This is a genomic window from Methylobacterium sp. M6A4_1b (assembly GCF_053345175.1).
On sequence record NZ_JBKEZQ010000004.1, the window covers coordinates 1 to 23401 of the forward strand.

The 23401-nt window shown below is 69.8% G+C and carries 22 protein-coding genes; 17 read left to right on the top strand and 5 right to left on the bottom strand.

All coding sequences use genetic code 11. The annotated features are described in order from the left end of the window. Positions 1-108 precede the first annotated feature (108 nt). From dxs to ACLBWX_RS05480, 7 genes are all read left to right on the top strand, one after another. On the top strand, positions 109-2055 hold the full coding sequence (gene dxs, locus ACLBWX_RS05450; RefSeq protein ID WP_447676298.1) for a 1-deoxy-D-xylulose-5-phosphate synthase: 1947 nt from the start codon (positions 109-111) through the stop codon (positions 2053-2055). Positions 2056-2217: 162 nt separating this feature from the next. Then, a complete protein-coding gene (gene hpnA, locus ACLBWX_RS05455; protein ID WP_447676067.1) occupies positions 2218-3243 on the top strand; it encodes a hopanoid-associated sugar epimerase in 1026 nt (341 codons plus the stop codon). After that, positions 3240-4163, top strand: coding sequence for a squalene synthase HpnC (hpnC, locus tag ACLBWX_RS05460; protein ID WP_447676068.1), 924 nt, complete (start codon positions 3240-3242; stop codon positions 4161-4163). The genes hpnA and hpnC overlap by 4 nt, the downstream gene beginning before the upstream one ends. Then, positions 4160-5014, top strand: a complete 855-nt coding sequence (gene hpnD, locus ACLBWX_RS05465; RefSeq protein ID WP_447676069.1) for a presqualene diphosphate synthase HpnD — start codon at positions 4160-4162, stop codon at positions 5012-5014. Before hpnC ends, hpnD begins: the two co-directional genes overlap by 4 nt. After that, a complete protein-coding gene (gene hpnE, locus ACLBWX_RS05470; RefSeq protein WP_447676070.1) occupies positions 5014-6318 on the top strand; it encodes a hydroxysqualene dehydroxylase HpnE in 1305 nt (434 codons plus the stop codon). Before hpnD ends, hpnE begins: the two co-directional genes overlap by 1 nt. Positions 6319-6357: 39 nt before the next feature. Continuing rightward, the gene (gene shc, locus ACLBWX_RS05475) at positions 6358-8355 is read left to right on the top strand and encodes a squalene--hopene cyclase (RefSeq protein WP_447676071.1); all 1998 of its coding nucleotides are present in this window, start codon (positions 6358-6360) and stop codon (positions 8353-8355) included. Between the two features lie 37 nt (positions 8356-8392). Then, the gene (locus tag ACLBWX_RS05480) at positions 8393-9097 is read left to right on the top strand and encodes a phosphorylase (protein WP_447676072.1); all 705 of its coding nucleotides are present in this window, start codon (positions 8393-8395) and stop codon (positions 9095-9097) included. A gap of 34 nt (positions 9098-9131) precedes the next feature. Here ACLBWX_RS05480 and ACLBWX_RS05485 read toward each other — a convergent pair whose 3' ends face one another. Then, positions 9132-10442, bottom strand: coding sequence for a DUF5666 domain-containing protein (locus tag ACLBWX_RS05485; RefSeq protein ID WP_447676073.1), 1311 nt, complete (start codon positions 10440-10442; stop codon positions 9132-9134). An 11-nt stretch (positions 10443-10453) separates the two neighbouring features. Beyond that, positions 10454-11287, bottom strand: a complete 834-nt coding sequence (locus tag ACLBWX_RS05490) for a DUF6502 family protein (RefSeq protein ID WP_447676074.1) — start codon at positions 11285-11287, stop codon at positions 10454-10456. 139 nt (positions 11288-11426) lie between these two features. Here ACLBWX_RS05490 and ACLBWX_RS05495 point away from each other — a divergent pair, with 139 nt between their 5' ends. From ACLBWX_RS05495 to ACLBWX_RS05505, 3 genes are all read left to right on the top strand, one after another. Next, positions 11427-11714: a hypothetical protein gene (locus tag ACLBWX_RS05495; protein WP_447676075.1), complete on the top strand. Its 288-nt coding sequence runs from the start codon at positions 11427-11429 to the stop codon at positions 11712-11714. After that, positions 11711-11851 (top strand): hypothetical protein, encoded by a 141-nt coding sequence (locus tag ACLBWX_RS05500; protein ID WP_447676076.1) that lies wholly within the window; start codon positions 11711-11713, stop codon positions 11849-11851. The genes ACLBWX_RS05495 and ACLBWX_RS05500 overlap by 4 nt, the downstream gene beginning before the upstream one ends. A 301-nt stretch (positions 11852-12152) precedes the next feature. Then, complete coding sequence (locus ACLBWX_RS05505) at positions 12153-12722, top strand: hypothetical protein (protein WP_447676077.1); 570 nt, start codon at positions 12153-12155, stop codon at positions 12720-12722. 301 nt (positions 12723-13023) lie between these two features. Here ACLBWX_RS05505 and ACLBWX_RS05510 read toward each other — a convergent pair whose 3' ends face one another. Both ACLBWX_RS05510 and ACLBWX_RS05515 read right to left on the bottom strand, forming a co-directional pair. Continuing rightward, entirely contained in the window at positions 13024-13278 is a 255-nt protein-coding gene (locus tag ACLBWX_RS05510; protein WP_447676078.1) for a hypothetical protein, read from the bottom strand. Next, entirely contained in the window at positions 13275-14060 is a 786-nt protein-coding gene (locus ACLBWX_RS05515) for a Crp/Fnr family transcriptional regulator (protein ID WP_447676079.1), read from the bottom strand. Before ACLBWX_RS05515 ends, ACLBWX_RS05510 begins: the two co-directional genes overlap by 4 nt. A gap of 580 nt (positions 14061-14640) precedes the next feature. On the opposite strand from ACLBWX_RS05515, the gene ACLBWX_RS05520 reads away from it, so the two are divergent. Next, positions 14641-15285, top strand: a complete 645-nt coding sequence (locus tag ACLBWX_RS05520; RefSeq protein WP_447676080.1) for a Crp/Fnr family transcriptional regulator — start codon at positions 14641-14643, stop codon at positions 15283-15285. Between the two features lie 10 nt (positions 15286-15295). Here the strand turns inward: ACLBWX_RS05520 and ACLBWX_RS05525 are convergent, their stop codons facing one another. Continuing rightward, a complete protein-coding gene (locus ACLBWX_RS05525) occupies positions 15296-15547 on the bottom strand; it encodes a hypothetical protein (RefSeq protein WP_447676081.1) in 252 nt (83 codons plus the stop codon). A 414-nt stretch (positions 15548-15961) separates the two neighbouring features. Between ACLBWX_RS05525 and ACLBWX_RS05530 the strand changes: the two genes are divergently transcribed. From ACLBWX_RS05530 to ACLBWX_RS05555, 6 genes are all read left to right on the top strand, one after another. Further along, a complete protein-coding gene (locus ACLBWX_RS05530) occupies positions 15962-17569 on the top strand; it encodes an ABC transporter substrate-binding protein (protein ID WP_447676082.1) in 1608 nt (535 codons plus the stop codon). Between the two features lie 319 nt (positions 17570-17888). Continuing rightward, positions 17889-18869, top strand: a complete 981-nt coding sequence (locus ACLBWX_RS05535; protein WP_447676083.1) for an ABC transporter permease — start codon at positions 17889-17891, stop codon at positions 18867-18869. After that, positions 18866-19828, top strand: a complete 963-nt coding sequence (locus tag ACLBWX_RS05540) for an ABC transporter permease (RefSeq protein WP_447676084.1) — start codon at positions 18866-18868, stop codon at positions 19826-19828. The genes ACLBWX_RS05535 and ACLBWX_RS05540 overlap by 4 nt, the downstream gene beginning before the upstream one ends. Positions 19829-19838: 10 nt before the next feature. Continuing rightward, on the top strand, positions 19839-20822 hold the full coding sequence (locus tag ACLBWX_RS05545; RefSeq protein WP_447676085.1) for an ABC transporter ATP-binding protein: 984 nt from the start codon (positions 19839-19841) through the stop codon (positions 20820-20822). Between the two features lie 11 nt (positions 20823-20833). Further along, a complete protein-coding gene (locus ACLBWX_RS05550) occupies positions 20834-21850 on the top strand; it encodes an ABC transporter ATP-binding protein (protein WP_447676299.1) in 1017 nt (338 codons plus the stop codon). A gap of 57 nt (positions 21851-21907) precedes the next feature. Beyond that, on the top strand, positions 21908-23401 hold the full coding sequence (locus ACLBWX_RS05555) for an amidase (RefSeq protein WP_447676086.1): 1494 nt from the start codon (positions 21908-21910) through the stop codon (positions 23399-23401).

The window sequence follows — 23401 nt, forward strand, 5'->3', positions numbered from 1 at the left end:
CAAGAAACCTCGCAAGACAAGATCGCGCAAGAGAAGGCCGCGCGGGAGAAGGTCTCTCCGGGCCTGGCGCAGGCGTCGTCGGTGTCGTCCTCGGAGGCGACGGCGATCCTGGACGGTCTGGCGGAGCCTTCGGCGCTGCGGCGGCTGCCCGAGAGCGCGCTTCAGGCGGTGGCGGACGCGGTGCGCACCGAGATGATCGACGCGGTCTCGGTCACGGGCGGGCATCTGGGTTCGGGGCTGGGCGTGGTCGAGCTGACCGTGGCGCTCCATCACGTGTTCGACACCCCCGACGACCGCATCGTCTGGGACGTCGGCCACCAGGCCTACCCGCACAAGATCCTCACGGGCCGGCGCGACCGCATCCGCACGCTGCGCCAGCCCGGCGGCCTGTCGGGCTTCACCAAGCGCTCGGAGAGCGTCTACGATCCGTTCGGGGCGGCCCATTCCTCCACCTCGATCTCGGCGGCGCTGGGCATGGCGGTGGCGCGCGACCTCGACGAGGCGGCGGCCAAGGCCAAGGGCTCGGCCGCGCCCAAGCGCCGCAACATGGTGGCGGTGATCGGCGACGGCTCGATGTCGGCGGGCATGGCCTACGAGGCCATGAACAATGCCGGCGCCCTGCACTCGCGCCTGATCGTCATCCTCAACGACAACGACATGTCGATCGCGCCCCCCGTGGGCGCCATGTCGGCCTACTTCGCGCGGCTGGCCTCGGGGGGCACCTACCAGTCCCTGCGCGAGACCGCCAAGCAGCTGGGCAAGCTCCTGCCCAAGGGGCTCTACCAGCGCGCGGCCGCGGCCGAGGAATACGCCCGCTCCCTGGTGGTGGGCTCGGGCACGATGTTCGAGGAGATGGGCTTCCACTATGTCGGACCCGTCGACGGGCACAATCTCGACCATCTGCTGCCCGTCCTGAAGAACGTGCGCGACAGCGAGCAGGGGCCGATCCTGCTGCACGTCGTGACCCAGAAGGGCAAGGGCTACGCACCGGCCGAGGCCAGCGCCGACCGCTACCACGGGGTGGTCAAGTTCGACGTGCTCTCGGGGGTCCAGGCCAAGGCCAAGCCGAACGCGCCGGCCTACACCCGGGTGTTCGGCGAGAGCCTGATCAAGTGCGCCGATGCCGACGACAAGGTGGTGGCGATCACGGCGGCGATGCCGGGGGGCACGGGCATCGACCTGTTCGGCAAGGCGCATCCGGAGCGCACCTTCGACGTCGGCATCGCCGAGCAGCACGCGGTGACCTTCGCGGGCGGCCTGGCGACGGAGGGCTACAGGCCGTTCGTGGCGATCTACTCGACCTTCCTGCAGCGGGCCTACGACCAGGTCGTGCACGACGTGGCGCTGCAGAACCTGCCCGTGCGCTTCTGCATGGACCGGGCGGGACTCGTCGGCGCGGACGGGGCGACGCATGCGGGCGCCTTCGATCTGGCCTATCTCTGCTGCCTGCCGAACATGACGGTGATGGCGGCCTCGGACGAGGCCGAGCTGGTGCACATGGTGGCCACGTGCCACGCGCACGACAGCGGCCCGATCGCCCTGCGCTACCCGCGCGGCGAGGGCGTCGGCGTGGACCTGCCCGAGCGCGGCGACGTGCTGCCGATCGGCCGGGGCCGGATGGTGCGCGCGCCCGAGGGGGCGCGGGTGGCGCTGCTGGCGCTCGGCACGCGGCTGTCGGAGGCGCTGAAGGCGGCCGACGCGCTGGAAGCGGAGGGGATCGCGGTGAGCGTGGCGGATGCGCGCTTCGCCAAGCCGCTGGACGAGGCGCTGATCCTGGACCTGGCCGGCCGCCACGAGGTGCTGGTGACGCTGGAGGAGGGCTCGGTGGGCGGCTTCGGGGCGATGGTGCTGCACCTGCTGGCCGAACGCGGCGCGCTGGATGCCGGCCGGGTCCGGGTGCGCACGCTGACGCTGCCCGACACCTACCAGGACCACAACACCCCCGACGCCATGTACGCCGAGGCCGGCCTCGACGCCGCAGGCATCCTCAAGACCGTCAAAGCCGCACTCCCCGAGCGGAAGGCCGGCCAGTCGGGACGCCTGCGCCTCGCCTGAGCGGCCGTTCAGGCGCACGAACCATCCGGGCTTTGCGGCCCGGGTGTGGCTCCGTTGCGCTTGTCCGGCAGCGGTTTCGATGACAAAAGCGCGCCATTCACGGGTCCGAAATCCGCTTCGGGCCCTGCGCGCGCATTCGATCCTCAGACCCTTACGAGAGAAATGCCACAGGCGACCCCTTCCGGCCCGTTCGATGCCGGCCCGGTTCTCATCACGGGCGCGAGCGGTTTCCTGGGAGCGGCCCTGGTCGACGTCTTCCGCAAGGCCGGCTTCCCGGTCCGGATCATGGTCCGGGCCACCTCCCCGCGCACCAACCTGACCTGGACGGACGTCGAGATCGTCGAGGGCGACATGCGCGACCGCGCCGCCGTGGCGCGCGCGCTCCAGGGCCAGCGCTATCTCGTCCATGCCGCCGCGGACTACCGGCTCTGGGCGCCCGACCCGGAGGAGATCGTCGCCACGAATCGCGACGGCGCCGTGATCCTGATGGAGGAGGCCCTGCGCGCCGGGATCGAGCGCATCGTCTATACGTCGAGCGTCGCCACCATCAAGCCGCACGACGACGGCACGCCGGCCGACGAGACCCGGCCCCTCACCCCCGCCACCGCCATCGGCGCCTACAAGCGCAGCAAGGTCGTGTCCGAGCGCGTGGTCGAGGAGATGGCGGCCCGCAACGGCCTGCCCGTCGTCATCGTCAATCCGTCGACGCCGATCGGGCCGCGCGACGTCAAGCCGACCCCGACCGGGCGCATCATCCTGGAGGCCGCGCTCGGCCGGATGCCGGCCTTCGTCGATACCGGCCTCAACCTCGCCCATGTGGACGATGTCGCCGCGGGACACCTGCTGGCCCTGCGGCACGGCCGGACCGGCGAGCGCTACATCCTCGGCGGAGAGAACGTGCTGCTCTCGCAGATGCTGGCCGACATCGCCGGCATGGTCGGCCGCAAGCCCCCGACGGTGAACCTGCCGCGGGCGGTGGTCTATCCGATCGCCTTCGTCTCCGAGCAGATCGCCCGCTTCACCGGCAAGGCGCCCTTCGCCACGATCGACGGCATCCGCATGTCCCGCTACCGGATGTTCTTCTCCGACGCGAAGGCGCGCGCCGAACTCGGCTACACCGCCCGGCCCTACGCGCAAGGCCTTTCCGATGCGATCGCCTGGTTCCGCCGGGAAGGACGCCTGCGATGAGCACGACGATTCAGACGGCCACCGAGGCGCGTACCGGCAAGGGCTACCGCGACGAGAACTTCCCCGTCGCCTCGCACCTGATCCACCCGAAGCATCGCGGCGCGATCCTGGCTTTCTACGACTTCGTCCGCGCCGGCGACGACGTCGCGGACCATGCCGGTCTGGCGCCGGATCGGAAGATCGTGCTCCTCGACGCTCTGGCCGACGACCTGACCGGACACCGCCCGACGGATTCGGCCGCCGAGCCCCTGCGCCGGGAACTCGCAGCTCGCGGACTCGCGCCGACGCACGCCCTCGAACTGCTCGACGCCTTCCGTCTCGACGCCCGCAAGAACCGCTACGCCGACTGGGACGAGCTGATCGCCTATTGCCGCCTCTCGGCGATGCCGGTCGGGCGTTACGTCCTCGACGTCCACGGCGAGGACCGCGATGTGGTCAGGGGGCCGTCGGACGCGATCTGCGCCGCTCTCCAGATCATCAACCACCTCCAGGATTGCGGGAAGGATTTCAAGGCGATCGACCGGGTCTACATCCCGCAGGACGTTCTCGACCGGCACGGCGCGGCGATCTCGGAACTCGGGGCCGACAAGGCCTCGCCGGCCCTGCGCGGCGTGATCGCCGAGCTCGCCGAGCGGACCATGGGACTTCTCGACGAGGGGGCGGTCCTGCCCGACCTCATCGCGGACCTGCGCCTCAGCCTGGAGATCGCCGCCATCCACCGCCTCGCCGTCGTGCTGTGCAAGGGCCTGATGGCGCGCGACCCCCTCAGCGAGAAGGTGCATCACGGCAAGGCCGCCTTCGCCCTCACGGCGCTCGGTGGGATCGCCGCGACCCTGGCCCGCCGGCCCCTGCGCGGTCGGACCCTCCGGGCCCAGGCTTCCAAGGCGGCCGCGAAGGCGGCGCGGGGAGCCCGGCCATGAGCGCCACGATGTCTCCGGCCGCCGGGACCAACGCCGCCGCGGTCGATGCGCTGCCGGCCAAATCATCGTCCTTCTACACCGCGATGCGGCTGCTGCCGCCCGACCGCCGGGCGGCGATGTACGCCGTCTACGCCTTCTGCCGGGCGGTCGACGACGTCGCCGACGACGGTGGCCCCGCCCCCGTGCGGGCGGCCGAACTCGACCGCTGGCGCGCCGACATCGACGAACTCTACGCCGGCCGGCCGGCACCGCGGGTGCAGGACCTCGTCGTGCCGATCCGCCGCTACGGTCTTCTGCGCGAAGATTTCCAGGCGGTGATCGACGGGATGGCGATGGATGCCTTCGAGGACATCGTCGCGCCCGACGAGGCCACCCTCGACCTCTACTGCGACCGGGTCGCGAGCGCGGTCGGGCGCCTGTCCGTTCGAATTTTCGGCGTCGCGGAGCAGGAGGGCATCGCCCTCGCCTACCACGAGGGCCGCGCGCTGCAGCTCACCAACATCCTGCGGGACATCGACGAGGATGCCGAGCGCAACCGCCTCTACCTGCCCCGCGAGAAGCTGGCCGCCATCGGGCTGACCGCGCCGACGCCGCAGGCCGCCATCGACCATCCGCGGATCGGCGAGGTCTGCATCGCCGTGGCCCGCGAGGCCGAGGCCCATTACCGCGCGACCTGGGACATCATCGCCGAGTGCCCGCGCAAGGTGACGAAGGCGCCGCGCCTCATGGCGGCGGCCTACCGGCTCTACCTCGACGCGGTTCTGGCCCGCGGCTGGAAGAAGCCCCGCGCCCGGGTCAAGCCGGGCAAGCTCGCCCTCTTGGGCGTCGTCCTGCGGCACGGGATCGTCTGATGGCCGGAACGGTTCACGTCATCGGCGCCGGCCTCGCCGGGCTGTCCGCGGCCGTCTCGCTGGTGGAGCGCGGCGTCCGCGTCGTGGTGCACGAGGCGGCCAAGCAGGCCGGCGGCCGCTGCCGCTCGTACTACGATCCCACCCTCGGGCTGACCATCGACAACGGCAATCACCTGCTGCTCTCGGGGAACACCTCCGCGCTCGCTTTCATGCGCACCATCGGTGCGCCCGAGAGTGCGCTGTCCGGTCCGGCGGAGGCCGCCTTCCCCTTCGCCGACCTGAAGACCGGCGAGCGCTGGACCCTGCGCCCCAATGCCGGCCGCGTGCCCTGGTGGGTCCTGCAGGCGTCGCGCCGCGTGCCCGGCACGACTGCCCGCGACTACCTCGCGCCCCTGGGCATCCTGAAGGCCGCGGCCGGCAAGGCACCGGGCCAGGGCGGCACCATCGGCGAGAGCATGGCCTGCGAGGGCACGCTCTACGAACGTCTGTGGCATCCGGTGCTGCTCGCCGCGCTCAACACGGACCCGAAGGAGAGCGACAACGGTCTCGCCGCCACCATCCTGCGCGAGACCCTGGGCGCGGGCGGCAAGGCCTGCCGCCCCCTCGTCGCCGTCGGAGGCCTGTCCGCGGCTTTCGTCGATCCCGCGGTGGGCTTCCTCGCGCGCCGCGGCGCGGACCTGCGCTTCGGCCACCGGCTGCGCAGCCTGACCCTCGGCGAGGGCCGGATCGCGGGCCTGGTCTTCGGCGACGAATCGATCGAACTCGCGCCCGAGGACGCGGTGGTCCTCGCCCTGCCGCCCTGGGTCGCCTGCGACCTGCTGCCGGGCCTGCCGGCGCCGCAGAGCCACCGCTCCATCGTCAACGCACACTTCGCCGTGATTCCCCCGCCGGGGTCGCCGCTACTTCTCGGCGTGGTGAACGGAATGACGGAATGGCTATTTGCCTATCCGGATCGTCTTTCCGTGACCATCAGTGGTGCCGATCGGCTCTTGGATGTGCCGCGTGAAGATTTGGGACGTCAGATCTGGTCCGAGATCGTGACTTTGACCGGACTTGCGCCGGAACTGCCAAGCTGGCAGATCGTCAAAGAGAAGCGGGCGACCTTCGCGGCAACGCCCGCCGAGGCCGCGCGGCGCTCCGGCGCCGTGACGGCCCATGAGAATCTCGTCCTGGCAGGCGACTGGACCGCGACCGGCCTGCCTTCGACGATCGAGGGAGCGATCCGTTCCGGAACGACCGCCGCCCAGGCCCTCGCCAAGAGGACCGGAACGTGCGGACAGGCACGAGCGCGCGGCGCGGCGTGAGGTATGGCGGCCGCCTGCGCGGCCGGTGAGGCGAGGACGATGCGGGAAGCATTCAAGAAGGTCGAGGCGCTGCAGCGCCCCAAGACTCAGGAGATCTCACTCGAGGACGTCGAGCGTGGGGTCGTGCGCGCGACCCAGGCGCTGACGGCGTTGTCGCATGCCGACGGCCATCTGTGCTTCGAGCTCGAGGCCGACGCGACGATCCCGTCCGAATACATCATGTTCCACCAGTTCCGCGCCACCGAGATCGCGCCGGAGCTCGAAACGAAGATCGGCAATTATCTGCGCCGGACGCAGGGCAAGCACGGGGGCTGGGCGCTGGTCCACGACGGCCCGTTCGACATGAGCGCCAGCGTGAAGGCCTACTTCGCCCTGAAGATGAGCGGCGATTCGATCGAGGCCCCGCACATGCGCCGGGCGCGCGAGGCGATCCTGTCCCGCGGTGGCGCCGCCAATTCGAACGTGTTCACCCGCTTCCTGCTCGCCCTCTTCGGCGAAGTGCCGTGGCGCGCGGTGCCGGTGATGCCGGTCGAGATCATGCACCTGCCGAAGTGGTTCCCGTTCCACCTCGACAAGGTCTCCTACTGGGCGCGCTGCGTGATCGTGCCCATGCTGGTGATCCAGGCCCGGAAACCGCTGGCGAAGAACCCGCGCGGCATCGGCATCCCCGAGCTGTTCGTGGCGCCGCCCCAGACCGTGCGCACCTGGCCCGGCAGCCCGCACGCGACCTGGCCCTGGACGCCGATCTTCGGCGCCATCGACCGGATTCTGCAGGTCACGCAGGACTATTTCCCGAAGAAGCGCCGGGCGCGGGCGATGGACAAGGCGGTGGCCTGGGTCAGCGAACGCCTGAACGGCGACGACGGCCTCGGCGCGATCTTCCCCGCCATGGTCAACACCGTGCTGATGTACGACGTGCTCGGCTATCCGCCCGATCATCCCCAGGTCCGGATCGCCTGCGAGGCGATCGAGAAGCTCGTGGTCGTCAAGGAGCACGAGGCCTACGTGCAGCCCTGCCTGTCCCCGGTCTGGGACACGGCGCTGGCCGGCCATGCCCTCCTCGAGGCCGGCGGCCCGGATGCCGAGCACCAGGCCCGGCGCGGTCTCGACTGGCTGAAGCCGCTCCAGGTCCTCGATATCAAGGGTGACTGGGCCGCGGGCCGGCCGAACGTGCGCCCCGGCGGCTGGGCCTTCCAATACGCCAACCCGCACTTTCCCGACCTCGACGACACCGCCGTGGTGGTGATGGCGATGGACCGGGCCTCGCACCAGCACGGCCTCGTGGCCGACGTGCCCGATTACGGGGTCTCCATCGCCCGTGCCCGCGAGTGGGTCGAGGGCCTGCAGTCCAGCGACGGCGGCTGGGCGGCCTTCGATGCCGACAACAACCACCACTACCTGAACCACATCCCGTTCTCCGACCACGGCGCGCTGCTCGATCCGCCGACGGCCGACGTCACCGCCCGCGTCGTCTCGATGCTGGCGCAGCTCGGCGAGACCCGCGAGAGTTCCAAGGCCCTCGACCGCGGCGTCACCTACCTCCTGAACGATCAGGAGGAGGATGGCTCGTGGTACGGCCGCTGGGGCATGAACTTCATCTACGGCACCTGGTCGGTTCTGTGCGCCCTGAACGCGGCCGGCGTCGATCCGGCCTCGCCGGAGATCCGCAAGGCCGTCGCCTGGCTGATCCGCATCCAGAATCCGGATGGCGGCTGGGGCGAGGACGCCTCGTCCTACAAGATCGACCCGGCCTTCGAGCCGGGCTATTCGACCGCCTCCCAGACGGCCTGGTCCCTGCTCGCCCTGATGGCGGCGGGCGAGGCCGACGATCCGGCGGTGACGCGGGGCATCAACTACCTGACCCGCACCCAGGGCGCCGACGGCTTCTGGTCCGAGGAGCGCTACACCGCGACCGGCTTCCCGCGGGTGTTCTACCTTCGGTATCACGGCTATCCGAAGTTCTTCCCGCTCTGGGCGATGGCGCGCTACCGCAACCTCCAGCGCAGCAACACCCGGAAGGTCGCCTTCGGCATGTGATGCGAAGGCGTCGGTTCGCGGTCGATCGAGCAACGACATGAGCGCGGTCACCGCGGCCGGCGCCCTCCCCGTCCTGGCCGTCACCGGCCTGGCCAAGGAGGCGCGCCTCGCCGCGGGCCCCGGTGTCCTCGCGGTGGGGGCGGGCGGCAATCCCGAACGCCTGCGTGCCCTGCTCGCGGCGCGGCCCACGCCCGGCTGCCGTGCCGTCGTCAGCATCGGCATCGCCGGCGGGCTCGATCCGGCGCTGGTCCCCGGGGACGTGCTGGTGGCCACGGCCATCGTCACGCCCGCCCGGCGCTATCGGACCGATCCGGCCATCGCCGCCGCCTGGATGCGCGCCCTCGCCGGTTCCGGTCCGACGGTCCGTGACGGCGTGCTCGCCGGCGTCGATGCGGCCGTCCTCGACGTGGCGGCCAAGGCGGCCCTTCGCGACGCCACCGGCAGCGCCGGGGTCGACATGGAATCCCATGTCGCGGCCGCCTATGCCGAACGGTACGGCCTGCCCTTCGCCGCCCTGCGCATCGTCTGCGATCCGGCCGACCGCGCGATCCCGGCCTTCGCCGCACAGGCGCTCAAGCCCGATGGGGAGCCCGACATCCTGGCGGTGCTCGCCGCGATCACGCGCCAGCCGAGCCAGATTCCCGCTCTGATCCGCCTGGCGCGGGATTCGGGGCGCGCCTTCCGGAGCCTGACCCGCTGCCGGGCACGGCTCGGAACCGCCCTCGGCGTTCCGGCCCCGTAGTCCTCGCCGCGGTGGACCAAGCCGGAGCGGCGCCTCAGCGTCCGCCCGGTCCTCCACCCGATCCTGCACCCGGTCCTGCACCACTTCCCGGTCCACGCCCGGGGCCGCCCCCGAAACCGCCGCTTCCGTCCGGACCGCGCCCGAAGCCGCCGGGGCGCTCGAATCCGCCGGGGCCGCCGCCGTACCCGCCGCCCGGCCGACCGCGCTCGGCGCCCGCCGGCGCACGCGTGTCGATGTCGAAGCGCGGTGCACCGCCGGTCTGCCCTCCGGGCACGCGGCCGTCCAAGCCCCGTCCGTCGACGCCATGTCCCTGCGAGCCACGTCCCTGCAAGCCACCTCCCTCGGAGCCACGGCCATCGAGCCGCGGCAGCGATCCGCGATCGGTCCCGTCCCGAAGGCCCGGGTGCTCGCTGCCGCGCGCATCGATCCGAAGGCTCTCCACGCTGAGGCGGCCGTCGCGCGACGGCCCGGCGGTGACGATGGCGCGGACGCTGCCGCGGCGGGGCAATCCCGGATCGGAGCGGCCGGCGACGTCGAAACCGGAGCCGAGCTGGAGGCCCTGCCCGTTGCGCCCGACATAGGCCTCGATCGAGACCCGGCGCAGACCCGGGACGAAGAGGGCGCGCGCCTCCTCGAGTCCGGTGACGGTCAGGCCGGCCCCGGCCGGGTCGCCCGAGACGATGGCGCGCCGCCCGACCTGCCCGGCATCGGCGCCGAGGAGCCGGAGAGCGCCGATCATCGGCGTGCCGTCCGGGCCGCGTCGGACCAGGCCGGCGACCCGCGCGGGTCCCTCCGGCCGGCGCTCGACGAGGCTCGCGACGACGACGCCGTCGGGGCGGCGCAACCCGCTCACCGCGACCCGCTCGCCCACGGTCCAGCCGTCGCGCTGCGCCGGCGGCAGGGCGACGTGCTGGCCGAGCACGGTCAGGCCGCCCGGCCGGATCGCCTCGACCGGGCCGACGACCTCGCTCGTGACATCAATGCGGCTGGTGGAGAGCGTGCTGTCGGCCTGCAGGGCGACGACGCGGACCACGTGCCCGATGCGCAGGTCGCCGGCCGTCGCCGGTCGTCCGTCGATCCGGACTTGGACGTCCTTCGGGTAGGTGATGCGCAGGTCGTTGACGATGATCGATCCGAACTTGCGGATCGTCCCGATCACGCCGGTGCCGCCGAGGCCGCGGTCGCCCTCCCCGTTCGGTCCGTCGCCGGGCGGAGGGCTCGGGCGCGCGCCGGTGCCGCCGATGCCCTGGTCGCGGATCGGCGGGAGCGGATCGGCGCTCGCGGCCAGGGCGAAGGGTGCCGAGGCGAGCAGGCGCAGGGCGTCGCGGCGGTTCGGTGCGCGCATGGCGGCGGCCCTCACGCCTTCGCCGCTGCGGGCGGCGCATCCTCGGCATAGATGTACACGCCGAAATTCCAGCGATGGGTCCCGCCGGAATCGGCCTCGCAGGCCGCATGGGCCTCGCGGTTGGCCTGTTGCAGCGCCTCCATGGCGATCTCGCGGGCACGTGCCTCCAGGCGCTCGGCCAGCGCCTTCGAGAGACCGTCGTAGTGGACGGCCCGCTCGAGAAAGCGCGGGTCGGGTTCGGTGATGTTGGCGACGCTGGCGGCGATGTGGTCGTGCAGGTTTCGCCCGAAATAATAGAGCTGCGATTCCCCACCGCCCTTCGGCACGTAGGCCGCCTCGGCGAGCACGATATGGCCGTCGGCATCGGCGACGACGAGCCCGCGGTCGAGCCATTCGTCGAGCACGGCGCGCGGGCGCAGGTCGCGGGTGACGGCGGTGACGAGATCCTCGAAGGACCCCCCCTTCCCCTCGCCCGCCCGCGTCAGCGGTCGGGGATGGCCCTCCGCATCGGTGAAGGCCGGGTCCGCCAGCCAGCGCGCGATGATCCGGCTGGTCCGAGACACCGAGGACGGGACGGCGCTGACCGGCGCTCCGGCCCCGCGCAGGCGGCTGACCTCCTTGCGGTGGATGCCCGTCAGGAGACTGACGCGGCTGTCGGTCTGCTCCTTCCCAGGCAGCGCGAAATCGTACTCCGCCACGTTGACGTAGAGTTCGCGCAGGAGGGTCGTCAGGGCCGGAAAGGTGATGCCGCGCGCCACGAACAGGCGGACGAGCGGTCGCAGGAGACGCGCGACGGGGGCATGCAGGTTCGCGCCCTCGGAGGGAGCCTCGGATGAATCGGCCATCGCACGAGCATAGCCGTCGCTCCGTGGGAGACAATCCCACGTGGTGCGCGCCGGCACCCGAACTCACAGATCTTGGATTGACGTGGGAAATTTGCCCACGTATTGGATCCATGCCTGTTTTTCCTTGCGGAGCGCTGCCATGGCCGAGCTGAGGCCCCTCCATCCCACAAAGCCTCTGCCGCCCCTGAACGCGGCCGTCCCGGCACGACAGTTCGTGCCGGGACGGTCCGTGGCGATGATCGCGCGCGGGCTCGCGGTCATCGCGGGTCTGGGCCTGACCGCACTCGGACTGCGCTATGCCGGGCGCGGACCGACCATCGACGGGACGGTCGTGGCGGACGCCACGAAAGCCATCGGGATCCTTGCCCCGCGCCTCCGGACCGCCGGCCGGATGGCTTCGATCCCCGGCCCGTCGAGCGCCCAGTGAAGGCCGGCATCGCGGCGCCGCCGCCGAACCGCCCCGCCTCCTCTCAGGCGCAGGACCGGCAGGGTCTGCTGATCGACCTGCTCATCTGCGCCGTCCCGGTGATCGCCACGGTTCTCCTCCTGGTCCTCGCCCTCTGAAGGCGATCGGCCCCGGTGCACGACGGCGCGGAGGGCCGTACAGAGACCCTCGTTTCCTCACCCTGTGAGGCGCGCCCGATGACAGAGCCGATCCGCGCCTCGGCCCATCCCTGAAAGGCTGTCTGCCCCGGAACGGACGGTCCGGCCGCCACATTGTCCGGCATGCATTCGACGGTCTGCGCGGAAAGCTTTTCGGCTGGCTGATCGGTACGGCGCAAAAAGCGGGGCTGCGCTCACGAAGCCTTAACCGACGCGGCCCAACATATGCGTGGGATAATTACCCACGCTCGGGAAGGTGGCGATGTCGTCGATCTCAGGCTCGCAAGGCCCGGTGTTTCCATCCCCGCAAATGCGGGCGCACGACCGCATCGCGGCGCAGAGCGCCTCTGGTTCGATCACCAGCACCGATCAGACCGCGCTGGATACGGCGGTCGACACCATCGACGCCGCTCTGAAGGGCTCGGATGGGGCCGCCGCATCGGGACAGGCGCGCCTCGATCCGGAGGATATGAAGGCGCGGATCGACGACCTGATCGGCCAGCAGGTCCAGAACGGAAGCCTGACGAGCGAGCAGGCCAAGACGCTGACGTCGGTCCTGAATGGAGAGTCCGGTGGATCGTCCGTCGCCAGTGTCGGAGGCCGAAGCGGCGGCCACCATCACGGCGGCCCTCCGCCGGTCGACGATAAGCCCGCCTCCGCCGACGCAGGTACGAACGCCACCGATCTCACCACCCAGAGCACGAACGATCTCCTCACGACCTTCGTGAAGCAACTTCAGTCGCGCCAGGACCAGACGAGCCCCTACGGCTCCGGCGGCACGCGCACGAACACGGCCTCCGCCAGCGCATTGCTGATGAACTTCAAGGTCTGAACCCGTTTCCGGAAGCGCCGTTCGCCGGTCCGGCAAGGCGCTGTCGAGCGCGAGACAGCGACTTGCCCATCGCCCGGAACGTCAAGGCGATCGCTGACGCAGACCGAGCCGAACGCTCAGGGCCGCCGAAAAGGTCTCGCCGATGCTATCGGGGGGAAAGGCATCGGCGAGACCCGGTCGCACCGCTGGCGATCCGACCTTCCAGAGACGTGGGGCAGTCTCACCCGCCGCGCATTCACACACATCAAGTCGCAGGAAAGTCGGCGGCGAGGCCGGCGTCGGGCCGCCCTCCGGCGCGGTGTCAGCCGGAAGGACGGGTTTCGGAGAGTTGCCGGGCGATCCAGGCCTGCGCCTCGTCGAGATCCGCGAAGATCGGCGCGTGCGGATCATCGACCCGTCCGAATCCAGCCTCCAGGAACCAATGCCCAGCCTCGGAATCATGCTCGCTCGAGAGTTGGACGAGCACGGCGACGAGCAGACCGTCCTCGAACACCAACCGGCTCTCGCGGTCGCTGCTGCCCGTCGCGATCTGAACGGGCTGGAGTTTCATGATCATGCGGCGGCCCGCGTTCCCAGGTGCAGGTATTTCGAGTTGAATTCCGCGATCGATTTCAAACGTTGACGGTCGAGAATCGTCAGGGTCCTGCCCTTGAGTTCAATCACGCCCTGGCGCCTGAGTTCCTGAAGCGAACGATTGACGTGCACGTTCGAGAGACCGACCGTGTCGGCCAGATCGAGCTGCGTCACCGGAAACTCATAGGAATTCTCGCTGGCGCATCCGACCACCTGCAGCCGCACCAGGAGCTCGCAGAACAGGTGGGCGATGCGCTCGATCGCCGATCGGCAGCCGACGTTGACGAGCCATTCGCGCAGGGTCGCCTCGTCCACGAGCGTTCCGAGGCGCAGGGATCTGGCGATCGCCGGATGCTCGTCCATGACGCGCTTGACGACGTCGAAGGGGATGCGGACCACGCGGCAGGCGGACAGGGTGGTGATGGTGTGGTCCATCCGGGCGAGCAGCGCCACGTCGAGATCGCAGGCGTCGCCGGGGACGAGATAGGCCGTGATCTGCCGAGCCCCGTTGGCGCGGTGCTTCTGCCGGCAGGCGAGGCCCTCCATGATCAGGATCACGCCCTCCGGCGGTTCTCCTTCGCGGATCAGGTCGACGCGCGGTCCGACGATGTGACCATGGGCACTGATGCGCTGCAGCACCGCCCGATCGGCATCCGACAGGGGATTGAATCCTTCGAGCTTGCGGATCAGCGCATTGGACGGGTCGAAGAGCGGGGTCGGAGAATGAGACGACAAGTCGGTGTCCGTGGTTCTGGCAACGGTCATCGGATCGCGTCCGCCCTCGCCGAGAGGTGCGGCGATCAGCGGTCAGGTGGCGTGCGGGGGCGGCTCGTCGTCGGGCGCCGGCGGGAGGCCGCGCGCGCGGCGGGCGGGCGGGCCATCGAAGGGGCCCGCGAGCCGATGCCTGTGGCCCGGAGGGAGGCGATCTTGCGGCATCCGCCGTGAGAGAGGTTTCGGACGGACGTCGGAAGCCTCGCTTGTCCGGCAAGATACGCCGGTTCGTCGATCCGACGCGATCATGTCGCTCTGCTCTCGATATCTGTGCGGGACTGCCGGCGGCAAACTGCAGTCATTTATCCCGACGCCTCAGCCGTTGTAATCGCAGCATACAAATTTGTATGATTTCGAACGGTTAACCTATGTTTATCCGTAGCCGCTGCTGCGTCTAGATGGTCGATGGGCGAGTTTCCATCTTCGATTGATCTAGTGCTCGACCTTCGCTATGGCCTCGCCCAGGCGGGAGAGGCTTGGTTCTCTGACCCAAGAGAACAAGGCTCGACGACCACGAATGCAGATCTCGCCACGTAACCGATTGTTGCGAACGCTGTCGTCCGACGACCTGAGGTTGCTCCAGCCGCACCTTCATCGCGTGGACCTTCCGGCCCGGCAGGTTCTCATCCGGTCCGGCGCGCCGCTGGAGCGGACCTACTTCGTCGAGTCCGGTCTCGTCTCCCTCATCATGCAGATCGGCGGCACCCGGCTCGAAGTCGGGATGATCGGCCCCGAGGGATTCGTCGGTGGCTCGACGGTCATTCTCGGATCGAGGAGTTCACCCTACGAGCACGTCGTCCAGATCTGCGGGTCGGCTCTCGCCATCGAGCTTCCGGATCTCCAGGACGCGATGGAACGCAGTGCGTCCCTGCGGCGCCGGATGCTGCGCTTCGTTCAATCCGAGCTGTTCCAGGCCCGGCAAACGGCGTTCGTGAATGCCAGCTTCGGCATCGAAACGCGCCTCGCACGCTGGCTGCTGATGTGCCACGACCGGGTCGAGGGCGACGATCTCCTCCTCACCCACGAGGTGCTCGCGGTGATGCTGGGCGTGCAGCGCTCGGGCGTGACGCTCGCGGTCCAGAACCTCGAAGGGTCCGGCTACATCCGCGCCCGCCGCGGCCGGATCACGATCACGGATCGCGCCCGGTTGCAGGAGGCGGCCGGCGGAAGTTACGGGGTCGCGGAGGCGGCCTACCGGCACCTAGTCGAGGAAGATTGAGCGGCCGACCTCAGGCGGAGGGCTCGGCGAGGCGGGTGCGGTGCCGGTCGAGGGCGGCGCGCAGGTTCGGCAGAAACGGCGAGCGGCTATCCAGGCGGTCGACCGCGTCCTGAAGGCGGGCGAGGGCCTCGACCTGCGCGGACAGCCCCTGCGCCTGGGAGAGATAGGCCCAGATCGCCTCCTCCGCCTCCCCGAGGTCGACGGGCTGTTCGGCCACCAGGAGGCCCTGGAAGCGCCGGAGGGTGTGCTCGAGATCGGCCATGACGGATGCTCCGGATCTTATCCATTCTGTGGACGGCGAGCCGGTCCACCGCCGCGAGACCGGATCCGGCCACCGGTGTGGCCGTGCCGGTCGAGGGATCCGCGGGGGCCGACATGCGTCCGGTCTCCTGGTCCCGACGAGGCAAGCGGCTGTCGGATCGGGGATGCCCGTTCAACCGGTCCGGGCGCCTTCCTGTTCAGCCGCGACGCCGGCGCACCGGGGCGCCGCCCGGGCCAGGCTTGACCGTTTCACCGCTGTTGACCAATTTTTGAGCATCGCGGGGTCCGATCGGTTGGCGGCCTCCGGCCCGCAGCATGGAGGTGGACGGTGGCGAGAACGGCGTTCGGGCTTGGCCCGATCCATGCCAAGGTGGGCCGAGCCGCACGGAAAACAGATGCGAAGAGGATGGGTCTCTTGTTGAAGTCCAGGGTCAAAGCGTTCGTCTCGACCACCGCCCTCGCCGGGCTGATCGGCCTCTCCGGCACCGTGGCGGCCGATGCGGCGAACGTCTTCCGCTTCGCCTTCCAGGGCGACATCAAGTCCCTCGACCCCTACTCGCTCAAGGAAAGCTTCACGATCGGCATGCACGGCGCGGTGTTCGACTCGCTCATCACCCGCGACAAGGACCTGAAGCTCACGCCCATGCTGGCGGAATCCTGGGAAAATCCGGAGCCGACGCGCTGGCGCTTCCATCTCCGCAAGGGCGTGAAGTTCCATGACGGCTCGGACTTCACCGCCGACGACGTGATCTTCTCGGCCAACCGCGTGCGCGCCCCGGGCTCGAACTTCACCACCAACGTCCCGTCCGACGCCGAATGGGTGAAGATCGACGACCACACCGTCGACATGAAGCTCAAAAGCCCCAACCCCATCGCCCTGTACCAGTTCTCGACCTGGTACATCATGTCGAAGGCCTGGGCCGAGAAGAACGGCGCCGTCGCCCCGACCCTGCCGAGCGCCACCTCCACCAGCTACGCCGCCCTGCACGAGAACGGCACCGGGCCGTTCGTCGTCACCGAGCATCAGCCGGGCGTGCGCACGGTGTTCAAGAAGAACCCCGACTACTGGGGAAAGATCGAGTCGAACCTCGACGAGGCGGTCTTCACGACCATCCAGAACGACGCCACCCGCGTCGCCGCGCTGATCTCCGGCGAGGTCGACTGGATCGATCCCGTGCCCCTGCAGGACGCGCAGCGCGTCAACGCCAGCGGCACCGCCACCGTGATGGCCGGGCCGGAACTGCGCACCATCTTCCTCGGCATGGACCAGTCCCGCGACGAGCTGAAGGACTCGAGCGTCAAGGGCAAGAACCCGTTCAAGGACGTCCGCGTCCGCGAGGCCTTCTACCGGGCCATCGACGAGGAGACGATCGCCAAGCGCGTCATGCGCGGGCAGGCCGTGCCCTCGGCCCTTCTGATCGCGCCGGTGCTGTTCCCCCGGGCCTCCGAGTTCAAGCGTCCCGAGTACGATCCGAAGCGCGCCAAGGCGCTCCTCACCGAGGCCGGCTACCCGGACGGCTTCTCGCTGGGCATGGACTGCCCGAACGACCGCTACGTCAACGACGAGGCGATCTGCCAGGCCGTGGTCTCGATGCTGGCCCGGGTCGGCGTGAAGGTGAACCTCAACGCGCAGCCCAAGGCCAAATACTTCGCCAAGGTGCTGGCGCCGGCCTACGACACTTCCTTCTACCTCGTCGGCTGGACCCCCTCCTCCCAGGATTCGCACAACATCCTGTTCGAGATCGCCGGCTGCCGGAACGGCTCAAAGCCCGGCCGCGGCAACTGGAATCTCGGCAATTACTGCAACCCGAAGGTCGACGCGCTGGCCGATTCCGTCGAGGCCGAGAGCGACCAGACCAAGCGGAATGCGCAGATCAAGGAAGGCTTCGAAACCATCCAGGCCGATTGGGGCTTCATCCCGCTCCACCAGCAGGCCCTGGCCTGGGGCGTGTCGAAGAAGGTCACCCTGGTCCAGCGCCCGGACAACATGCTGATGCTGTACTGGGTCTCGAAGCAGCCGTGAGATCTTTGGCCGATCGGTTTCAGGACGTCGCACCGACCCGTATCCCTTCCCGGCGGAGAATGGGCGATCGCATCCGCTCGGTCGTACGCCGAAATGGCTCACGGAGCACCCCGTCGTCCCGGGGCCGCGCAGCGGAGCCCGGGATCCAGAAACGAAGGTGGCGCAGGACTTTACACCGTAGGCGGTTCTGGATTGCACGCCGCTGGCGCGCCCCTTCGGCTCCGGGCTCGCCTGCGGCGCCCCGGAAGGACGGCGCGCCACTCTTTACCATCGCTCAGCGTGCCGGTCTTCGCGATGTGGACGCCCGGATTGGCCACGCATGATCGCCTTCGTCCTCCAGCGCCTGCTCCAGTCCATCGCCGTGCTGTTCGCGGTCGGTCTCATCGCCTTCTCGATGTTCCGCTTCGCCGGCGATCCGGTGAACCAGATCGTGGGCGTCGACACGCCCTATGCCGAGCGCGTGGCCATCCGGAAGGATCTCGGCCTCGACGATTCCGTGGCCGTCCAGTTCCTGCGCTATGCCGGCAACGTGGTCCGCGGCGAGTTCGGCACCTCCTACCAGTTCCGCCAGCCGGTCTCCGCGCTGCTCGCCGAGCGCATGCCCGCCACCCTCGAACTCGCGCTCTGCGCCACGCTCTTCGCGCTCACCGTCGGCATCCTGATGGGGGTCTACTGCGCCCTGCGGCGCGACACCTGGCTCGCCAAGATCTTCCTCGCGATCTCCCTCGTCGGCATCAGCCTGCCGACCTTCCTCATCGGCATCCTACTGATCTTCCTGTTCTCGGTGACCCTGGGCTGGCTGCCCTCCTTCGGGCGGGGCGACACCGTGCGGCTGGGCTGGTGGACCACCGGCTTCCTCACCGCCTCCGGCCTGCGCGCGCTCATCCTGCCCTCCGTCACCCTCGGGCTGTTCCAGATGACCCTGATCATGCGGCTGGTGCGCGCCGAGATGCTGGAGGTGCTGCGCACCGACTACATCCGCTTCGCCCGGGCCCGGGGCCTCACCACCCGCTCGATCCATCTCGGCCACGCCCTGAAGAACACGCTGGTGCCGGTCATCACCATCGCGGGTCTCCAGCTCGGCTCGGTCATCGCCTTCTCGATCATCACCGAGACTGTGTTCCAATGGCCCGGCATGGGCCTGCTCTTCGTCCAGGCCGTGCAGAACGTCGATATCCCGATCATGGCGGCCTACCTGCTGCTGGTCGCCGCCATCTTCGTCGTCATCAACCTCGTGGTGGACGTGCTCTACACCATCGTCGATCCGCGCCTGCGCCTCTCCACCGGACGGGCCTCATGAGCGCTTCCCTGCCGGACGCTCCGCTCGCCTCACAGATGCCGGCCAAGCGCTCGACGCTCGCCCGCTTCCTCGATTCCGACGTCTATGCCAGCTTCAGGCGCTCCAAGCTGGCCATGGGGGCTTTCGCGGTGACGCTGGTCTTCGTCCTCCTCGCGGTGGCGGCGCCCTGGATCTCGCCCCAGAACCCCTACGACCCGGCCCAGCTCGAGCTCATGAACTCGAACCTGCCCCCGCTCTGGTACGCCGAGGGCGTCGCCCCCTTCGCCCTCGGCACCGACGACCAGGGCCGCGACGTGCTCTCGGCGGTGTTCTACGGCCTCCGGCTGTCCCTGGTGGTCGGGCTCCTCGGCGTGCTGGTCTCTGGAACGCTCGGCATCCTGCTCGGCCTGGTGGCGGGCTACTTCGGCGGCTTCGTCGATACCCTGATCATGCGCGTCGCCGACGTGCAGCTCACCTTCCCGGCGATCCTGATCGCCCTGGTGGTGGATGGCGTCGCCAAGGCGGCGCTGGGGAGCCAGATGGACACGAACGCCGCCATCGGGCTCATCGTGCTCTCGATCGGGCTGTCGTTCTGGGTACAGTATGCCCGCACCGTCCGCTCCTCCGTGCTGGTGGAGAAGAACAAGGACTACGTGCAGGCCGGGCGGCTGATCGGATTGTCCTCGCCGGTGATCATGATCCGGCACGTCCTGCCCAACGTCCTCGGGCCGGTCTTCGTGATCGCCACCATCAACCTGGCGCTCGCGATCATCACCGAGGCGACGCTGTCCTTCCTCGGTACCGGCCTGCCGGACTCGATGCCGTCCCTCGGGACCCTGATTCGCACGGGCAACCGCTTCCTGTTCTCCGGCGAGTGGTGGATCGTCGCCTTCCCGGGCCTGGCGCTCGCCGGACTCGTCCTGGCGATCAACCTGCTCGGGGACTGGCTGCGCGACGCCCTGAATCCGAAACTCCAGTGATCGCGTCGGCATGACAGAGCCCGTCCTCTCGGTCCGCAACCTGCGCGTCGCCTTCGCCGGCCGGCGCGGCACCCTGACGGCCATCGACGACGTCTCCTTCGACATCGCCCGAGGGGAGATTCTCGGCGTCGTCGGCGAATCCGGGGCGGGCAAGTCGGTGACCGGCTCGGCCGTCATCGGCCTCATCGACCCGCCCGGCGCCATCGTCGGCGGGCAGATCCTCCTGCGGGGCGAACGCATCGACACCCTTTCGCCCGAGGCGATGCGGCGCATCCGGGGCCGGCGCATCGGAATGATCTTCCAGGACCCGCTGACGAGCCTCAACCCGCTCTACCGCGTCGGGCGGCAGCTCGTGGAGACCATCCGCACCCATACCGACCTGTCCGAGAAGGCGGCGCGCCAGCGCGCCATCGACCTCCTGGCCGAGGTCGGCATCCCGGCGCCGGAACGGCGGATCGACGGCTACCCCCACGAATTCTCCGGCGGCATGCGCCAGCGCGTGGTGATCGCCCTGGCGCTGGCCGCCGAGCCCGAACTCATCATCGCGGACGAGCCGACGACGGCGCTGGACGTCTCGGTGCAGGCCCAGATCATCGCGCTCCTGAAGCGCCTCGGGACCGAGCGCGGCACCGCCGTGATGCTCGTCACCCACGACATGGGCGTGATCGCCGAGGCCGCCGACCGGGTGGCGGTGATGTATTCCGGCCGCATCGCCGAGATCGGCCCCGTGCGGGACGTGGTACAGAACCCGCTCCATCCCTATGCGAAGGGCCTGATGGGGGCGATCCCGACGCTGGCCCAGGAAACCGACCGGCTGGCCCAGATCCCGGGCTCGATGCCCCGGCTCTCGAGCATTCCGAACGGTTGCGCCTTCCATCCGCGCTGCCCCTCCGCCTTCACCCGCTGCGTGGTGGAGCGGCCCGATCCGATTTCCGTCGGAACACACCAAGTCGCCTGCCACCTCTACGACCGTTCGGAGGCCTCCGCCGCATGAATGCGCCCGTGATGCCGCCGCCCGCGCCGAGCGCCCGGACGGACGCTCCCTACGTCGCGATCGAAGGCCTGCGCCGCACCTTCGACGTGTCGCGTCCCTGGCTCGCCCGGATCATCGAGCGCCAACCGCGGCAGATCCTGCGGGCGGTCGACGGCGTCAGCTTCGAGATCCGCCGCGGCGAGACCTTCGCGCTCGTCGGCGAATCCGGGTCGGGCAAGTCGACGGTCGCCCGCATGGTGGTGGGCCTGCTGCCCCCGAGCGCCGGCGACGTGCGCATCACCGGGATCTCCATGACCGACCCGCGCCAGGCGGCGGCCCGCCGTCGCCTGCGCCGGCGCATCCAGATGATCTTCCAGGACCCCTACGCGTCGATGAACCCGCGCTGGCGGGTCCGGCGGATCATCGCCGAGCCGATCCGGGCCTTCAACCTGCTTCAGGGCGAGGCCGCCATCGGCGAGCGCGTCGGCGAACTCCTCCGCCTCGTCGGCCTCCATCCCGACGACGGGGTGAAGTATCCGCACGAATTCTCCGGCGGCCAGCGCCAGCGCATCGCCATCGCCCGGGCGCTCGCCTCGGAGGCGGAGTTCCTGGTGGGCGACGAGCCGACCTCGGCCCTCGACGTGTCGGTGCAGGCGCAGATCCTCAACCTGATGCGCGACCTGCAGGACCGCCTTGGGCTGACCTACCTCTTCATCAGCCACAACCTCGCCGTCGTGCGCCACATGGCGAACCGGATCGGGGTGATGTATCTCGGGCGCGTGGTCGAGATCGCAGACGGACGGGAACTCTTCCGTGCTCCGAAACATCCCTACACGCGCATGCTGCTCGATGCGGTTCCGGACATCGGGCTCACCGGGCGCAAGCGCATCCCCGTCTCGGGCGAGATCCCGAACCCCATCGACCCCCCATCGGGCTGCGCCTTCAATCCGCGCTGCCCCTTCGCGAACGAGCGCTGCCGCATCGAGGTCCCGGCCCTGGTCGAAGGTGTGGCCTGCCACGCCTTTCAGGAGCGGCGGCTTCCGGCCTGAGGACCGGTGCCGTCCCGGGCGCCGTTGGCATGCCGGGGCGCGTTCCAGAGCACGAGCATGAGCACAGACCCATCCATCGCCCCGGCCGATCCAGCGGCGAGCGGAGCTTCGCGCGACGACATCCTCAGCTTGAGCGCCGTCGACCTCTCGGCGGCGATCCACGCCCGTCGCGTCTCCTGCGTCGCGGTCATGACCGCCTATCTCGACCAGATCGAGCGGCTGAATCCCACGGTCAACGCGATCGTGGCCCTGCGCGACCGGGGCGCGCTCCTTGCCGCCGCCGAGGAGCGCGACGGACAGGCGGCGCGCGGCGAATTCCTTGGGCCGCTGCATGGATTCCCCCACGCGGTGAAGGACATCGATGCGGTCAAGGGACTGCCCTTCACGCAAGGGTCGCCGATCTTCCGCGATCGCATCGCGGCGGCCGATTCGATCATGGTCAAGCGCCTGCGCCGGGCCGGCGCGATCTTCACGGGCCGGACCAACATGCCGGAATTCGGCCTCGGCTCGCAGACCTTCAATCCGGTCTACGGCGCCACCCGGAACGCCTACGATCCGACCAAGACCTCCGGGGGCTCCAGCGGCGGCGCGGCGGTGGCGGTGGCCCTGCACATGCAGCCCGTCGCCGACGGCAGCGACCATGCCGGCTCCCTGCGCAACCCGCCCGCCTTCAACAACCTGTTCGGCCTGCGCACCGGCTACGGGCGCATCCCGATCGAGACCAAGGACGCCTTCACCCCCGGCCTCGGTGTTTCGGGCGGGATCGGGCGCTCCCCGGCCGATCTCGGACTGCTGCTTTCCGTCCAGGCCGGCTACGACGCGCGGGTGCCTTACGCCAACACGCAGGACCCCGCGATCTTCAAGGAGAACCTGAAACGAGACTTCACCGGTGCCCGGATCGCCTGGTTCGACGATCTCGGCGGCTACCTGCCCTTCGAGCCCGGCGTGCTCGACCTCGATCGCAGCGCCCTCCCGGCCTTCGAGGCGCTCGGTGCCAAGGTCGAGTGGGACCGTCCGCGCTTCGACATGGGCAAGGTCTGGCGCGACTGGCTCACCCTTCGCGCCTGGATGACCGCCTCCAACCTGCGCCCCCTCTACGAAGAGCCCGCCTACCGGGCGCTGCTCAAGCCGGAGGCGGTCTGGGAAGTGGAGCGCGGGCTTTCCCTCTCCGCCGAACAGGTCGCCGCCGCGCAGGAGGGCCGCACCGCCTGGTACGAGGCCGTGCGCCGGTTCCAGGAGCGCTACGACTTTCTCCTGATGCCCTCGACCCAGGTCTTCCCCTTCGACGTCGAGGAGCACTGGCCGAAATGCGTCGGTGGCCGGGCGATGGACACCTATCACCGCTGGATGGAGGTCACGATTCCCGTCACCATGAGCGGCCTGCCCGCCCTCAACGTCCCGGCGGGGTTCGATCCGGCCGGGCGCCCCTCCGGCATTCAGATCGTCGGCCCCAACAACGGCGAGCGCGCCTGCCTGCAGCTCGGCGCCGCCTACGACGCCGTGACCCGCTGGGTGGACCGACGCCAGCCCGCGCTTCTCAACCCGTCCTGA

Excerpts from the sequence above, each read along its gene's own strand:
- hpnA (WP_447676067.1), top strand. The coding sequence starts at position 2,218 with ATGCCACAGGCGACCCCTTCCGGCCCGTTCGATGCCGGCCCGGTTCTC.
- hpnC (WP_447676068.1), top strand. The coding sequence starts at position 3,240 with ATGAGCACGACGATTCAGACGGCCACCGAGGCGCGTACCGGCAAGGGC.
- hpnD (WP_447676069.1), top strand. The coding sequence starts at position 4,160 with ATGAGCGCCACGATGTCTCCGGCCGCCGGGACCAACGCCGCCGCGGTC.
- hpnE (WP_447676070.1), top strand. The coding sequence starts at position 5,014 with ATGGCCGGAACGGTTCACGTCATCGGCGCCGGCCTCGCCGGGCTGTCC.
- shc (WP_447676071.1), top strand. The coding sequence starts at position 6,358 with ATGCGGGAAGCATTCAAGAAGGTCGAGGCGCTGCAGCGCCCCAAGACT.
- ACLBWX_RS05480 (WP_447676072.1), top strand. The coding sequence starts at position 8,393 with ATGAGCGCGGTCACCGCGGCCGGCGCCCTCCCCGTCCTGGCCGTCACC.
- ACLBWX_RS05485 (WP_447676073.1), bottom strand. The coding sequence starts at position 10,442 with ATGCGCGCACCGAACCGCCGCGACGCCCTGCGCCTGCTCGCCTCGGCA.
- ACLBWX_RS05490 (WP_447676074.1), bottom strand. The coding sequence starts at position 11,287 with ATGGCCGATTCATCCGAGGCTCCCTCCGAGGGCGCGAACCTGCATGCC.
- ACLBWX_RS05495 (WP_447676075.1), top strand. The coding sequence starts at position 11,427 with ATGGCCGAGCTGAGGCCCCTCCATCCCACAAAGCCTCTGCCGCCCCTG.
- ACLBWX_RS05505 (WP_447676077.1), top strand. The coding sequence starts at position 12,153 with ATGTCGTCGATCTCAGGCTCGCAAGGCCCGGTGTTTCCATCCCCGCAA.
- ACLBWX_RS05510 (WP_447676078.1), bottom strand. The coding sequence starts at position 13,278 with ATGATCATGAAACTCCAGCCCGTTCAGATCGCGACGGGCAGCAGCGAC.
- ACLBWX_RS05515 (WP_447676079.1), bottom strand. The coding sequence starts at position 14,060 with ATGACCGTTGCCAGAACCACGGACACCGACTTGTCGTCTCATTCTCCG.
- ACLBWX_RS05525 (WP_447676081.1), bottom strand. The coding sequence starts at position 15,547 with ATGGCCGATCTCGAGCACACCCTCCGGCGCTTCCAGGGCCTCCTGGTG.
- ACLBWX_RS05535 (WP_447676083.1), top strand. The coding sequence starts at position 17,889 with ATGATCGCCTTCGTCCTCCAGCGCCTGCTCCAGTCCATCGCCGTGCTG.
- ACLBWX_RS05540 (WP_447676084.1), top strand. The coding sequence starts at position 18,866 with ATGAGCGCTTCCCTGCCGGACGCTCCGCTCGCCTCACAGATGCCGGCC.
- ACLBWX_RS05545 (WP_447676085.1), top strand. The coding sequence starts at position 19,839 with ATGACAGAGCCCGTCCTCTCGGTCCGCAACCTGCGCGTCGCCTTCGCC.
- ACLBWX_RS05550 (WP_447676299.1), top strand. The coding sequence starts at position 20,834 with ATGCCGCCGCCCGCGCCGAGCGCCCGGACGGACGCTCCCTACGTCGCG.
- ACLBWX_RS05555 (WP_447676086.1), top strand. The coding sequence starts at position 21,908 with ATGAGCACAGACCCATCCATCGCCCCGGCCGATCCAGCGGCGAGCGGA.